Source organism: Sporosarcina sp. Y838 (assembly GCF_056786515.1).
The window spans coordinates 96863-109651 of sequence record NZ_JBXCJD010000003.1; the positions used below are offsets into that span (position 1 = coordinate 96863).

Here is a 12789-nt window from a genome sequence, read left to right on the forward strand (position 1 = left end):
ACTTCCATATTATGCGAATCGATTCATAATAACAAAAATTTACCCTTATTTTGTTCATTTATTTTGTTCGAGAAGGTTTTTGATCTCACTCATTATAACTTCTGTAACCTCTTCAGCCGACGTCCTATTTTCACGGTAAGGCGTCATGTCAAGCGGTTTTCCATAGACAACTGTTAATCTTTTAAATGCTTTATAAGGTCCTATAATTGCGCAAGGAACAACGACAGCATCTCCGCCTTTCAAAGCAAAAAATCCTGCACCTGCAAGACCTTCGCCAAGTTCGCCCGTCTTGCTCCGTGTGCCTTCAGGAAACATTCCGACCACTTTCCCTGATTTCAGGATTTTAAGTGTATTACGAAACGCCTCTCGATCACTCATCCCGCGTTTCACCGGATATGCATTCACTTGTGGCAGGACACTTTTTAATACTGGCAATTTGAAAAGTTCTTCTTTCGCCATGAAGTGAACAGGTCGTGGACAGGTGATCCCAACAACAGGCGGATCGACATTCTCAATATGGTTCGTACAGAGAAGAACACCTCCTTCTTTAGGAAAGTTTTCCTTGCCAATTACTTTAATTCTATATAGCGGATAAAAAATAGTGCTACACAGAAATTTGCCTAGTGGGTATAAATTCATAAACGCATCCTCTTTTCGGCCAGTTCGCTAATTTTTTTCGCCACATCCTCGATGGTCATGGAAGTTGAGTCAATTAGAACGGCGTCTTCTGCCTGTCTCAGCGGAGATACCTCTCTCTCCATATCCGCACGATCACGTTCGCTTATTTCAGCCTTCAATTGTTCAATTGAAGTGATGAAACCGCGACGTTCATCTTCAATATGACGCCGCCTTGCTCTTTCTTCGACAGACGCAGTCATAAAAATCTTGAGTTCCGCATCTGGCAACACAGCTGTCCCAATATCACGGCCATCCATGACAACACCTACTCCTTCGGCTAATTGCCGTTGCTTATCGACCATTAGGCATCTAACACCACTGTGAGCAGCAACTGCAGACACATTGGCAGTTACCAGTTGTGAGCGAATGGATTCAGATACATCTACACCATCAACAATTATGGCTTGACCTACCGGTGACGGTAATAGAACGATTTCAATCTGTTCAAGTAATTTCTCCAGTTCCATTCCATCATTACTATTTATGTTGCGGTCTAATGCCTTATGCGTAAGTGCACGGTACATTGCTCCTGTATCAATATACGTATAACCTAGTTTTTCAGCTGTAATTTTGGCAATTGTACTTTTTCCAGCAGCAGCCGGACCGTCAATCGCGATTTTTATTCTTTTTGTCATTTCTCAAACCCCCGTAATCAATTCGAAAACATTGTATCATAAGTATGACGTCAGCGCCTTTGTTAGGTTGTGAAAGAAAAGGTAAAAGCCGCGGAATTTGTATTTTTCTTTGAATTAACCATTTCCCTTCGGCGCGCTAGTCATGAAAATGAAAAGAGAAAAGCCCTTTTATCACGGACTTTCCCCCATTTAAATTCTATTTAATATCTCTCATTTGCAATTGTCGTTCAAAGCAGAACCGAATGATGGATTGACGCACAAATGCATTTACTTTCTCAAATTCCAGCGAAGCAATTATTCTTCCATCTTTCTCCCATACTCTGACGACCTTTGCAGATAATTTAACATACTTAATATCGTGACTATTGAACGGTAATACGATAATTAACGATACGACTTCCTCAGCGACTAGTGTTGTGAAGTTTGACAAAAAAAGTGCGATACCGCCTGCACTTAAGTCTGCAGCGACATATTGGCTGAATAGACTATTTTTCTCCACAGCGACATCTATTGCTGATTCTACTCTTACAAATTGGCGTCTTTGTATCTTAATGAGCTGATCATCACCAGGATAGGTTAATTTCAGCATGGGGATCCCTTTATTAAGGCGACCACTTACTTCTGTCCGAAATGCATATGAAATTTTGGTGCTATCAGTGAAGTTCACTTGTAACTGCGTTCCATCCATGAAGAATGAAGTGCGTCCGGTTTCAATATGAGTTGGATAGTCAATCATCACGTACCCATCACTCATATCGACCACTTTACTTTTAAACTTTTCACCGTCTTTAGTAAAATCCTTGTCAATAACAATAATTGTCCCTATCGAAAGTAGCACATGTAACACCTGCCATCTATATGTCATACATCCTATTATGTCATGACAAGATGGAAAATCCAATGCCTATTTTACTGTAACCTTTCCGTTTTAATTACTTCGGATGTTTCAGTGTCGACAATAACAGCATACGTACCTGTTTCACCATTTTCATCTAATGTGACAGTCATATAATGTGCAAGTCGCTGTTCCATCTGACGATTTTCAACATATGCATATTCTTCTTTAACAATCGTTACGTTGGTGTGGAAAAATGATTTCCAATCCTTTTTCGTTATCGGTTGCTTCGAAGTTTTCTCTTTACGTACATATTCAGAAGCATCCAATCCGATTATACCTGCATTATCTTTGGCGATTTTCAAATGAATGATATCTGAAAATACTTTTGCACCATATTCAGGTTCTACTCGAACAAACACCATATGCCATGCTGTATTATTTTCCCTTGCCTCTTCATAAACAAGATCCTTATACCCCGCATCTTTTAAAAACGACTCAGCTTTCTTTTTCAAGTCTTCAAACGGAAGGCTTTCTTTTCCAAAAGGTCTTTCCGTTAATAATGATAAGACATGGCCACCTTTTTCTGTGATGTCGATGTAACCGACAGACTCCTCTTCCGCGAAACGAATATGATAAAACGGATAGGGAGATCCTGGTTGGCTTTTTTCTACAACAATGGTTTCGTTTGATAGGTGTGGGAACAATTTTTTAAAGTTGGTAACAGCCTGTTCTTTTGTAACTTTCGGATCTTCTATTTCTTTAAGATCTTTCTTTTTCATCGAATCCGACTCACTTGCCGTGAGCGGGAAATCACTTTCTGTATACTGCTTTACAGCAGTGCCCATTCCTGTCCAATCGTGTCCAGCACTTGCACTATCGAGTCTTTTATTCCATCCATCAACCGACAAATCTCCGGTCACCATGCCTGCAGTTGCAACTTGCCACTCATCCGACATGGAACTCAGATTCTTGGAGGCTAATTTCATTACTCGGTGATATTCAGCATTATCCTTTGAACGGTCAGTTTCCTTTGCAAAGTTACCAAGTCGTCCAAGATAATTCATCCAGGATGTAGAAAAACTTGGATCCATCGGCAGAGAGGATACGGAGTTTTTTATATCAGATGATAAGCGCCAAATGTCCTCCCGTGCTTCAGATGAGCCTTCTGTCTCATTAAATATTAACGTTTTCTTCACCGCAATATCTAATTCTTCCAGCTTCTTCGACGCATCAGTCATCTTATTAGCATATTGGTTGCTTAAGGCTATGGATAGCTCTTTATTTTCAGTCGCTTTAGTATAAGAAAAAATTGAAAGTGCTGCTACAGAGTATATCAAAACAAACATCAGTTTTTTCATAAATCAGCAAATAACAGCAGGAGCCTTTTGTTATTCCCACTATATTTGCCCTATCCTCCTTTCGTGTTCAAATGTTAGTCCTTAATGGCAAAATACATGCAGCCCAATCTTCTTTATTTGTGGTCGCGACCAAATCCATTCACTTGTTGCTGTAATAGGGTTAAAGTAGTAAATCGAGTTTTCTGACGGATCCCAGCCATTAATCGCATCCAGGACCGCCTCTTTTGCTCGTTCGTTGGGAGTAAGCCATATTTGACCATCTGCAACAGCAGTAAAGGCCAGTGGTTGGAAAATTACGCCACCTACAGTATCCGGAAAGTCAGGATGCTCTATGCGGTTTAAAATGACTGCTGCAACTGCTACCTGGCCTTCATATGGCTCGCCCCTTGCTTCACCGTAAACCGCATTTGCTATCAGATTAAGATCTGCATCCGAATACTTTGCAGGTAATTGAACATTCTCTTTTTTCCCTGCGCCTTTATCCACTTGAGATGCTAGCGGCTTACTTCCGTAATGAGTGAACTTATTTCCTTTATTCATATTATCTTTAACGAATTTCTCATCATAATTAGATGCATCCACTAATTTCTTTCTTGTCTGTAACCCTGCAATTCCGTCAACTGGAAGTCCATATTCCTCTTGAAAGTTACGTAAAGCCCAATAGGTTCCATAACCGAATTTCCCATCAATTGTCCCAGTGTAATAACCGATATACTGAAGTCTTGACTGCAGTTCAATAACGTCATCTCCGAAAGCTCCTCGCGCAACATTCTGCGTGCTGAATGCCTCAATTTGACCGGGAGACGCAGCATATGCACTTCCGAGGAGAAGGACGATTGTAATCATGCGGATAATCAATTTTTTCAAGTTCATTCCTCCTTTTAAATCAGTTTGTCCAAAATCATCATTATTATTAGCAAAACAAAAAAATGATTCAGCAATTGCTGAATCATTTAGTGTTCATTCGGGTTTTACGTCTGAATTGTTGCATTGCGAATGAATGTGCATATTTAACTCGTGTTAAGCCAAACCACCATAGAAATAACATAAAAGGAATAATCAGATACAGCCACAAATCATCTACGGCAAGGATGCCATTGTATATGAAGTGAAGACCATATGGAGCTAGTAATGCTAAAAATAAGTACTTATTAACGTGTGCTTCAACTGCGAACTTAGCACGTCCAAAATAATAACCCATGACAACACCGAAAAGGGCATGACTTGAAACTGGCAGTAAAGCACGGAGAAAAGCTGTATCAGTTCCAAATGTTAAGAGATAAATAATATTTTCAACTGTTGCAAAACCTAAGGAAGCGCTGGCACCATAAAGGATTCCATCATAAGCATCTTCAAATTCTACATGACGATAAATCGCTAACAGAAGGATAAGCCATTTAAAAAACTCTTCAAGACCGCTGGTAAAGACTACATTTCGAAAGAAGTAGTTAGAAAAAATGTTTTCCTCTTCGAAAACATGTTGAATGAACAATATTGGGAAAGTCATGATAGCACCATATAAGAATGTATGAAATAATGTCAGAGATGGTTCTTTTGCAATTTGTTTTCTTAAATAAAAATAACTGAAGAGCGCCAATCCCGGCGCAATCGCTACGGTAAGCAAAATGAACATAGGCTGGCCTCCATTTCCGCTTTATTATACCATCAATTCCCTTAAACAGGAGGAACTAAAATGCTGAAAAATATTCTACTCGTACATACAGGCGGCACAATTTCGATGGAACTGGATATCACAACGGGCGGCGTTATGTTAAGTGCGACCAATCCACTAGCATTAGAAATATATAACATCCAACATTTCGCTACGATTACAGAAGTGGAAGCATTTAATTTACCTTCCCCTCACATTACACCCGTAGAGATGTTGGGGCTGCAAAAATTAATATCTCGACATATTGAGGACAATCACTTCGATGGTGTAGTCATTACCCATGGCACGGACACACTTGAAGAGACAGCATATTTCCTAGAACTGTCAACGAATTTCAGCATCCCCATTGTATTAACAGGTGCCATGCGCTCTTCCAATGAAATCGGATCGGATGGCGTTTACAATCTGATGTCTGCTGTCAGGGTTGCAGCTTCAGACTACGCCCTCGGAAAAGGTGTGCTCGTCGTCCTAAACGATGAAATCCATACAGCGACTAACGTGACAAAGACTCATAGTAGTAGCGTATCAACTTTCCAAAGTCCGCAATACGGTCCAATCGGTATCGTAACGAAGTCGGACATTCATTTTCATCATGCGCCACTTTCCCGAACGTATCTCCCAATAGTGAAAATCACTAAAAAGGTAGCAATGTTCAAAGTCTATGCGGGAATGGATTCAGACTTGCTAATATCAATCGCCTCACTCGGGTATGACGGCTTGGTTCTCGAGGGACTTGGACAGGGCAATGTTCCACCTGATCTAATCACAGGAATCAGACAGCTCCTTTCTGACGGTCTTCCAATTATTCTAGTTTCCCGTTGTTTCAACGGAATTGCTCAAGACATTTATGCTTATGAAGGAGGAGGGAAAATGTTGAGTAAAATGGGTGTGCGTTTCGAACACGGACTTAGTGGTCAGAAAGCGCGTTTAAAACTATTGCTAGAACTATGTTCGCAATAGTTTCCTAAGCAACGAAAAAGGCTACGCTTCACCTGTTTTAATCAGGTGAAGCGTAGCCTTTTTCATTTCTCGTTTTTCTTCATTTCGATTGCTCGCGCGATTATGTCACCATGAAACTTTCCATTTTCAATGAAAATTTCATTGGCATTATTTCCAGCTGCTATTACCCCCGCTACAAAGAGCCCTTCCACATTCGACTCCATCGTTTCTTCATCAAAAGTGGGACGTCCACTTTCTTTATCAATTGTAATACCTATTTTCTCCAAAAAAGCGTAGTTAGGATGATAGCCAATCATCGCAAAGACAAAATCATTATCGAATTCGAATGTCTCTCCCTTTTTTTCAAACACAACAGATGAGTTAGTGATTTTGAGTATATCCGCATTAAAATGCATATCAATGTCACCACTGCGGACAAGACTGTCAAATCCCGGTAAAATCCATGGTTTGATACTCGGTGAATAGTCAGAACCCCGATAAATTACGGTAACCTGTGCGCCGGCACGTTCCAATTCTAGCGCTGCGTCAATGGATGAGTTCTTACCTCCAATGACAACAACCTTCTTTCCGAAGTAAGGGTGTGCTTCTTTAAAATAATGGAAAACGTTCGGAAGTTCCTCCCCTTCAATTCCCAATCGATTTGGATTGTCATAATAGCCAGTCGCAACAACAACGTTTGCAGCTTGGTACTCGTTTTTGTCTGTTAAAACGCGAAAGTCTTGACCTACCTTAGTGACGTCTTCCACTTTTTCGTAATTATTGATGGGTATTTTTTTAAATTCAGCTACTTTACGATAATAGACAAGCGCATCATTTCGCTTTGGTCTATCTATTGCAGTGATAAACGGAATATCCCCAATGGATAATTTAATACTGGTACTGAAAAAGGTTTGATGCGTTGGATAATGATAAATCGAGTTCACAATAGTACCCTTTTCAATAACAAGTACGTCATGACCTTTATTTTGCAATTCAATTGCCGCTGAAAGACCACATGGTCCTCCCCCTATCACAATTACATCTTTTAGTACCATTTTAACTTTCGCTCCTTTAGGACGGTTCAAGTGTATCTGATTGCAATAATATGACATTCTGGCTCTGCCCCTAGACGTAACGGTATCTTAGAAGTGCCATATCCATTGCTGATAAGCTTTACCCGACCATTCTTGATGCGGAAGGATCCTTTGTCTTCCAGACCGTATTTACCGATTCTAATTTGACCTCCGTGTGTATGTCCAGCCAGCAATATACGAGGTTGATAAAGCTGTTCCACTTTCCTAAAAAGTGAAGGCGTATGTGTAACAAATATAACATTTTCATACTGTACGATGGATTGAAGAGAAGAATCAATATCGACATTCCCGCTAGATGGATCATCCGTTCCGCCAATCCCCCACTTTGAATGACCAGGAATTGCTACATTTTCATTATCAAGGATTTTTCCTCCGTAGCGGCTAATCATATCCCTAATTTGCTTTTCTCCTGCCTCACGGTCATTGTTCCCCCAGATAAAAAACAACGGACCTAAACTGGCTAACTGACGGATATTCTTCTCGACACGCGCTAATGGGACACCTTTTTCGGCAAGATCCCCGCCGATGATAACTACATCAATTGTATTTTCGAATTGAATTTTAGCTAGTAGCTTATCATCGATTTTACGCCTATGAATATCAGAAATGAAAAATACTGATAGCCTTTTGTCGAGTAAGCTTTGACTTTCTATGTTCATGCTATGGTGAACAACGTTCCTTCTTCTGGCGCTCATAAACATGAATGTGATGAAGCCGACTATAATTAATACTAATAACTTAATTGTTTTATTGACCGTAATCATGCCCCACCTTTCATAGGAAAAAGGCAAAGCAAGTACACTTTGCCTTCTTCCACAATGTTATTTATCAAGGAATAACGAGCGTCTGGCCCACACTAATTTCATTTGAAGACAAGCCATTCGCATTTCTAATTTTATCTACACCTGTTCCATTGCCATAATATTTCAGTGAAATACGATATAGATTCTCATTACTGGCCACTTTATGCGTTTTAGCAGTTGGTTTTGGTTCAGGTTTTGGTTCAGGTTTTGGTTCAGGTTTCTTCTCTGGCTTTGGTTCAGGTTTCTTTTCTGGCTTAGGTTCCGGCTTCACTACTGGTTTCTTCTCAGGAATTGGATCGGCTTTGACTACTGGCTTTTCCGCTCCACTGACCGGTTTACTTGTACTTTCCCCATCATCTTCGCTATCTGTTTTACTCTCATCATCCTCGGCCTCAATTGCAATATCCTTATCGGTGGCATCATTTTTTTTATCGGCCGCTTCCTTACTAGTTTCAAAGCGTATACCCGTTTCGCCACCTTTTGCAGATGTCATATCACCAGGGGAATAAAAATCAGAAATGAAATAAACTAAAATGAGTACTGGAATCAGCGTAAATAGTCCAAGAATTATGTTAATCATCAAATGGCCGGATTTCTTTTTCGGCTTCCGACCTTTCCTGTGTAATTCCGTACGCGATGGAAGGTCTCCAACTTCCGAACCTTCGTCTAAACTGATTTCTTTCCTGTGCTCTTCGAATTCAGTCTTGTAATCATCTTTTTTCATCGCCACATTCTCCTATCGCATCGTACTATTCTTCTATTATGACGAGTTTTGTCGTAAAAATCAAATACACATTGGTGAAATCACTACTGCCGCTACGCTTTCATCTTGGAAAAGATTGCGTCCAGATTTTGAATTGAGCTTGTGCCTGCAGGACGCGACGAATTTAGGACACCTTTTGACTAGCTGAAGGCTCATACTAAGTGAACTTTTTTGAGAAACCAAGCTATTATCCAAGAAGTACAGCTAGTCTTTGATCCCAATCCATCGTTCGTTTATCGAATGGAATCGACTTTTGTCCAACAGTTCCTATAAATTCTGCAGTTCTGCAAACTGAACAACAATATTGAGGTTTCACTTCACAGTTCTCACCAAAAAAACGTAAAATTTCGTGTCGAATGCATTGATCTGAGTGGATTAGTCGAAGCATCGTCTGTAGCTGTGCCTCTTTTTCCCTTATTAACTCATTCATCCGAATAATAACGTCTTCGATTGACATCCGTTCAATATAGTAATCCATGACACGTTTTCCTGTTTCGCTGATTCGCGCTAATTCTGCAGCCTCATTAGGTGAAACATTATTCACTAGAAGCTGTTGATAATGCCGAATTTCAGTTTCTTGTGGTATATCGTCTTGAACAATAAACCGTGTCCTCGATTCGTCTTCTGGAGAAAAAAGCAATGTTGCAGCAGATTGTTTACCGTCCCGGCCTGCCCTTCCAACTTCTTGAATATAACTTGCAATGGCCTGGGGCACATGTTCATGGATTACTTGACGGATATCATTCTTATGTATACCCATCCCAAAAGCATTTGTAGCGCAAATCCAACCAATTTCACCCGTAATGAACTGCTCTTGGATAAATGCACGATCTTCTTGTTCTTTACCAGCGTGGTAAGATGCGACTGATACACCGTCCGTCTGGAGGATTGCTGAAAGTTTATCCGCACGTTTTCTTGAAGCAACGTATATAATTCCAGGACCCTGTGTTTCAATTATACGACTTCTTATCCAATCCGTTTTCATCATCCCGTTGTCAACTTTAATAATCGAATATGAAATATTCGGACGATCAAGTGATTGCTGATGGATGATTGGTGTCCGTAACTGTAAATAATGGCAAATATCAGCTTTTACCTTATCATCCGCTGTAGCCGTTAAAGCCAAAATACCCGGACGCGCCACACCGTTGAACAATTCCCCAATCCGTAAGTAATCTGGCCGAAAATCAAATCCCCATTGCGATATACAATGCGCCTCATCCACTACGAATAACGACACATTCAAAGTGCGGAGTAGTGCAGTCACTTTTTTCTGCAACAGCATTTCAGGTGAAATAAAAATAAATTTATAATGGTGCAACTCATTCATTATTCGTGTCTTTTCAGAATAAGTGTGGAATGAATTCAAAGCAACCACTCGTTTTTCTCCATTTCTTTTCATGATGGCCACTTGGTCTTCCATTAAAGCAACCAAGGGTGAAACGATTAAGACTGCTCCTTCAAAGACATATGCTGGTAGTTGGTAGCAAAGGGATTTCCCAATGCCTGTAGGCAAAATGGCAACCGTATCTTTTCCTGCAATTACATCGCGAATCACTTCCTCTTGACCCGTCCTGAATTGGTCAAAACCAAATTTCTCTTTCAAAATTTTGTGAATCTCCACTAGCATTCCACTCCAGTCCGAGCACCTAGAATTAGTCGTAGTTGAAAATAGGACAAGTGCTCGAATTCCGATTTCAGCACTCGAAGTCTTCGTGTTCCAAATTCACTAACTTTCGCAATGACTGCCACTACATCTTCCTCTGAAACAAAATCAGTTAGAGGGAATTCTAAGTCATTAATAGACATTTCGACGAAGTGATCTTCAATCGTACTTGTTTTCAATTTACGTACATTGACTATGTCTTCAATCGATAGTCCACGGATAAAAAGCTGTTTCGTTTTTACTGACGAATCAGTCAAGTATGTCGAAACCTTGACATTTTCAGCTAATTTTCTCAACAAAGGCAAATCGGATGAATTCAAGATTACAGTTAGTAATATATGTAATGCTTCTATAAAAAGTAGACGGATGTCAAATGGATTTTGTTTCAAAGTATCCGATAATTGATCCCAAGTCCATCCGCTCATTTTAAAACCGCTCAATCGATAGGTGATAACTTGCTTTTGAATGTCGTCTATTCCGCTTCGTGTAAAGCAAACGCGAAGCTCTTCGCTAAGCAAGCGAGAAAACGCAGGATCGCCAATAGGCAAAGTATGTAAGAAAGATTTTACAAAGTGCTGGATATCGCGGTCTTTTTGAACTGGCATGAAAGACTTTTCACCTGCCTTAAAATTAGAGACCGTTTGAACTGTAAGCGATAACCTTCCAAAAAAAATCATTTCACGACCTCTATAATCCCAACCGTTAAATTGATAAGATTGAATTTTTGCAACTTCGGCATTTCCCTGTTCAGTCAACTTGACGTATGAATCATTCATGGTTAAAATAAGTTCTTGATCCGCCAATTGATGAGCAACTAAATTAAACTCTTCTAACGACAACTTTGGTAAAATGCCAAAGAATTCTTTTAAGCCGTAATATTCGACATCCTGCAAAGTCTGACCCGATTTTTTGCCGCGTAACAGGTGAAAACCCGCATAGATTTTGCGTTCCCCATCTATTCTACTTATGATGGTTAATAGTATTGAAAATAGATTCATTTTGAATTCCTCCGATAAACAAACGTTTTTTGTTGAAAACTCTTGTCAACATCATTAGAATGGATTATGAAGTAAATTTTTTGTACGGAGAAAAGAGGAGAAAAAGACTATGCCTAAATATACAATCGTCGACCAAGATACATGCATCGCATGTGGGGCGTGTGGAGCAGCTGCTCCAGATATATACGATTATGATGACGAGGGGATTGCTTACGTTATCCTCGATGATAACACGGGTACAGCGGAAGTTCCAGAAGAACTAATGGAAGATTTGGAAGATGCTTTCGATGGCTGTCCAACCGATTCAATCAAGACTGCCGATGCACCATTTGATGGCGATGCGTTAAAATACGAAGATTAATTTCAAATTAGTAGTCGACATACACCAACCAGTATTACTAGCTCAGCGCCTCTCAGTTGACGTTGGAATTACCATACCGACCAACTACACTAGATTACTCCACAAGCATGTCCTATGCAGTGTTGAACGCGCTGAACTCACCTTCAGGTCACTAAATTAATTAATACATAGAAAAGCCGTACCGGTAAAACTTCCCGGTACGGCTTTTCTCTATATATAGTAGTTTGACTCGTGACATTTGTAATTTAAGAAGCTAATTGTGACCGCTGTTGAGCAATCCATTTTTGCATACTATTGAAAAGTAGCAATGTAATAACCATTAGAATAACACCTTTGACAAGGTTAAATGGTAAGATTCCCAATACAATCATTGAGTACAATGCATCACCTGACATGGCTGGCATATTAAGGAAGTAACCGTACATTGGTAAAAACAATACATAGTTCAGGACGCTCATGCCGACTGCCATCGCAACTGTTCCAGCAATCAGACCGACCGTAAGGCCTTTAGCCGTCCGGAATTTATTGAAGATGAAATAGATAGGTAGTATAAAGAGTACACCCGTTACAAAGTTTGCAAGTTCTCCTACAGGTACTCCTGTCGGGCTCCCTGACATGAACCAGTGCATAATATTTTTAAGCAATTCAACCGATATTCCAGCTACAGGTCCCATAGTCATAATTGCCAAAACGGCAGGAATCTCACTGAAATCGATTTTCAGAAATGCCGGTAATGCAGGTAACGGGAAGTTAAACTGCATCAAAACAGTTGAAATACTCCCTAGTATCGCGATCAAAATCATCTTACGTAATTTCTTGTTTGTCATTTGTTCCTCTCTCCTTTTGCGATTCACTTCAAAAGAGGAAAGGCCGTTCCATCCTATATATGTCGACAAAAAATCCCTAAAGCAAATAGGCTTTAAGGAGTTAAAAGGTACGTTTCGCTTCCGATACATGTCGCAATACGTCATCAGCTTCGCTCGT

Annotated in this window: 14 protein-coding genes; 2 read left to right on the forward strand and 12 right to left on the reverse strand. The window is 40.1% G+C overall.

Going from position 1 to position 12789, the window contains the following annotated elements; translation table 11 throughout:
* Positions 1–54 precede the first annotated feature (54 nt).
* From AC1TO4_RS05210 to prsW, 6 genes are all read right to left on the reverse strand, one after another.
* Positions 55–639, reverse strand: coding sequence for a lysophospholipid acyltransferase family protein (locus tag AC1TO4_RS05210; RefSeq protein WP_482101891.1), 585 nt, complete (start codon positions 637–639; stop codon positions 55–57).
* Positions 636–1313 carry a (d)CMP kinase gene (gene cmk, locus AC1TO4_RS05215; RefSeq protein ID WP_482104450.1) on the reverse strand — a complete coding sequence of 226 codons (678 nt, stop codon included), beginning with the start codon at positions 1311–1313 and terminating at the stop codon, positions 636–638. Before cmk ends, AC1TO4_RS05210 begins: the two co-directional genes overlap by 4 nt.
* 196 nt (positions 1314–1509) lie before the next feature.
* The gene (locus AC1TO4_RS05220; RefSeq protein WP_482104451.1) at positions 1510–2151 is read right to left on the reverse strand and encodes a flagellar brake protein; all 642 of its coding nucleotides are present in this window, start codon (positions 2149–2151) and stop codon (positions 1510–1512) included.
* A 71-nt stretch (positions 2152–2222) separates the two neighbouring features.
* Entirely contained in the window at positions 2223–3497 is a 1275-nt protein-coding gene (locus AC1TO4_RS05225; RefSeq protein ID WP_482104452.1) for a PepSY1/2 domain-containing protein, read from the reverse strand.
* Between the two features lie 93 nt (positions 3498–3590).
* The gene (gene sleB, locus AC1TO4_RS05230; RefSeq protein ID WP_482104453.1) at positions 3591–4382 is read right to left on the reverse strand and encodes a spore cortex-lytic enzyme; all 792 of its coding nucleotides are present in this window, start codon (positions 4380–4382) and stop codon (positions 3591–3593) included.
* 76 nt (positions 4383–4458) lie between these two features.
* Positions 4459–5142 carry a glutamic-type intramembrane protease PrsW gene (prsW, locus tag AC1TO4_RS05235; protein ID WP_482101896.1) on the reverse strand — a complete coding sequence of 228 codons (684 nt, stop codon included), beginning with the start codon at positions 5140–5142 and terminating at the stop codon, positions 4459–4461.
* A 60-nt stretch (positions 5143–5202) separates the two neighbouring features.
* On the opposite strand from prsW, the gene AC1TO4_RS05240 reads away from it, so the two are divergent.
* On the forward strand, positions 5203–6141 hold the full coding sequence (locus tag AC1TO4_RS05240; RefSeq protein ID WP_482104454.1) for an asparaginase: 939 nt from the start codon (positions 5203–5205) through the stop codon (positions 6139–6141).
* Positions 6142–6203: 62 nt separating this feature from the next.
* Here the strand turns inward: AC1TO4_RS05240 and AC1TO4_RS05245 are convergent, their stop codons facing one another.
* The 5 genes from AC1TO4_RS05245 to AC1TO4_RS05265 all read right to left on the reverse strand — a co-directional run bounded on the left by AC1TO4_RS05245 (position 6204) and on the right by AC1TO4_RS05265 (position 11444).
* On the reverse strand, positions 6204–7175 hold the full coding sequence (locus tag AC1TO4_RS05245; protein ID WP_482104455.1) for a YpdA family putative bacillithiol disulfide reductase: 972 nt from the start codon (positions 7173–7175) through the stop codon (positions 6204–6206).
* A gap of 26 nt (positions 7176–7201) precedes the next feature.
* A complete protein-coding gene (locus AC1TO4_RS05250; RefSeq protein WP_482104456.1) occupies positions 7202–7978 on the reverse strand; it encodes a metallophosphoesterase in 777 nt (258 codons plus the stop codon).
* A gap of 64 nt (positions 7979–8042) precedes the next feature.
* Entirely contained in the window at positions 8043–8741 is a 699-nt protein-coding gene (locus AC1TO4_RS05255; RefSeq protein ID WP_482104457.1) for a LysM peptidoglycan-binding domain-containing protein, read from the reverse strand.
* Between the two features lie 226 nt (positions 8742–8967).
* On the reverse strand, positions 8968–10404 hold the full coding sequence (locus AC1TO4_RS05260) for a RecQ family ATP-dependent DNA helicase (protein WP_482104458.1): 1437 nt from the start codon (positions 10402–10404) through the stop codon (positions 8968–8970).
* Entirely contained in the window at positions 10404–11444 is a 1041-nt protein-coding gene (locus AC1TO4_RS05265) for a YpbB family protein (protein WP_482104459.1), read from the reverse strand. The genes AC1TO4_RS05260 and AC1TO4_RS05265 overlap by 1 nt, the downstream gene beginning before the upstream one ends.
* 109 nt (positions 11445–11553) lie before the next feature.
* Here AC1TO4_RS05265 and AC1TO4_RS05270 point away from each other — a divergent pair, with 109 nt between their 5' ends.
* On the forward strand, positions 11554–11805 hold the full coding sequence (locus AC1TO4_RS05270) for a ferredoxin (RefSeq protein WP_340795973.1): 252 nt from the start codon (positions 11554–11556) through the stop codon (positions 11803–11805).
* Between the two features lie 245 nt (positions 11806–12050).
* Here the strand turns inward: AC1TO4_RS05270 and AC1TO4_RS05275 are convergent, their stop codons facing one another.
* Positions 12051–12632, reverse strand: a complete 582-nt coding sequence (locus tag AC1TO4_RS05275; RefSeq protein WP_482101903.1) for an ECF transporter S component — start codon at positions 12630–12632, stop codon at positions 12051–12053.
* Positions 12633–12789: the final 157 nt, after the last annotated feature.